1 protein-coding gene is annotated in these 1,954 nt (G+C 40.0%); it reads right to left on the bottom strand.

Features of this window, described 5'->3' with window-relative positions; all coding sequences use genetic code 11:
- Positions 1 to 453: 453 nt before the first annotated feature.
- Positions 454 to 1,320, bottom strand: coding sequence for a DUF808 domain-containing protein (locus LQ201_RS25595; RefSeq protein ID WP_230146575.1), 867 nt, complete (start codon positions 1,318 to 1,320; stop codon positions 454 to 456).
- Between the last annotated feature and the right edge of the window lie 634 nt (positions 1,321 to 1,954).

Here is a 1,954-nt window from a genome sequence, read left to right on the forward strand (position 1 = left end):
AAAGGTAGCAATCTTTTCCGCTCCCGCAATATTTATTTTAAAATAAATCATGCCCTCCATCTCGCTCTGCCATCTTTTCAATCAAACCCTTCCTCCGAAGCGGGATGCAAAAGTAAGGATTTTTAATGCATATCCAAAGGTTTTCTGCCGATAACTGCAGGACTTGAGATAACAACATGGTTTTCAGACAGAAAAAGTTTGACAGACAGCAAAACTTTTTGAAGGAACAGCTGTTTGTAGCTGTCTAGTCTCTTCAGGCTTACCGGGTTTTCCCTGCGCCCGGCCGTTTAAAACTCCGGAAGACCCTGCCAGCTAAACCCGACAGCAGCGGCAGCTCCCGATTCTTCATCGGGACTATAGCGTATGGCGGGAACAAACCTGTATAGTAGCACAGAACCTGCTTTGCTAAAAAAGATTAAAAATCCACTCTGCAAATAGCATACTGGCAATACTTTATTTTCTGACAATGGCCAAAAGCTTTTTACCCACAGTTAAAATAAACACTGAGGTTAGTCCAGCTGCTAATCCAAAAGCAAATTCTCTAAGAATCGAAGGTAAAGTATGAAGAACATGGTGTAGAAAGCCAACATTATGTGCAAAAATCCCCCCTGAAACCAAGATCAATGCTACTGTTCCTACAACACTTAATATTTTTATTATAATTGGCAAAGAACGAACCAATAGGTTTCCAATGAATGAAAATACACCTTTTTCGCCAGAGGCCTTCATTAAGCGATATCCAGCATCATCCATTCTAACAATAACAGCTACGATTCCATAAACACCAACTGTAGCCAACAAAGCCACAGCTGACACTGTCATAATTTGTATAAGCAGCTTTTCTTCGAGTACGCTTCCCAAAGCTATAATTACGATTTCTATTGATAAAATAAAATCGGTAATAATAGCTGATTTGATCTTCGCTTTTTCTTCCAACTCCCCCTCTTGGATGACCTCTTTTGCTTCGATATGTGTGGGCTTTGATCGATGAATAAAATATTCAACAATTTTCTCCACCCCTTCATACGCCAGGTACAATCCGCCTAGTACCAAGATCACTTTAATCGCTACCGGAAAAAAGAAATTGAGTAATAGCGCAATTGGAACAATAATAAGCTTATTCACAAATGATCCTTTAGTAATAGCCCATAGTACCGGCAATTCTCTTGAAGAAAGAAAACCAGTTGATTTTTCTGCATTTACGGCTAAATCATCTCCCAAAATCCCCGCGGTCTTTTTGGCCGCTACCTTAGCGGTTACCGCTACATCGTCCATTAAAGCACCAATATCATCCAAAATTGCAAAAAAACCTGAAGCCATATCTAAAATCAATTATGCCGCAAAATATCAAATCCTTTCCAGATTCGAACAATCATATTTAAATCTTTAAGCTATATTAGGCTAAACGGTATTCTATAGACAGGGCTGGTTAAATCTATTAATGTGCCCGGTATCAGAAATATAATCGTAAAAAACATCTTCTTAAATAATTAAATGCAGCGTTAACTTATTTATTAAGCATAATCAGAACCCTTCATTTTGATGATCTGGAGCGCAGTAACGGTAACATGTAGGTTGGGTTCCGTCCTGCTGTACGCTGCAATCCTTTTTGGAAACCCTTGGGATAGACAATCTACCGCTGCCAAAAAGGGATTTCCGCTGCCATCAGGGCTAGTGAACCTGGGGCGGAAGGCGTAAAACTCAGGGGAGATCAGCATAATCTGCGGGGACAGGCCCTTAACCCATCTTAATCCCTTTAATGGCAGAAATAACCGCTGTTACAATCCCCTTTCACCATTAAGGGATCAAGGACATCAAGAAGATATAGGATCAAGCGGAAAAGTTGGGGGGAATTAAATAATTTCTTTCTTTTGTAGTTTACAACAATTACGAATCCCCTTGAATCAAGCCGAACAGACCCTTATCAGTTTTTTATTACCAGGAGGTATCCTGG

Origin of the sequence: Pedobacter sp. Bi126 (assembly GCF_918698245.1) — a bacterium.
In the GTDB taxonomy this organism is placed as follows: Bacteria; Bacteroidota; Bacteroidia; order Sphingobacteriales; family Sphingobacteriaceae; genus Pedobacter.

Excerpts from the sequence above, each read along its gene's own strand:
- LQ201_RS25595 (WP_230146575.1), bottom strand. The coding sequence starts at position 1,320 with ATGGCTTCAGGTTTTTTTGCAATTTTGGATGATATTGGTGCTTTAATG.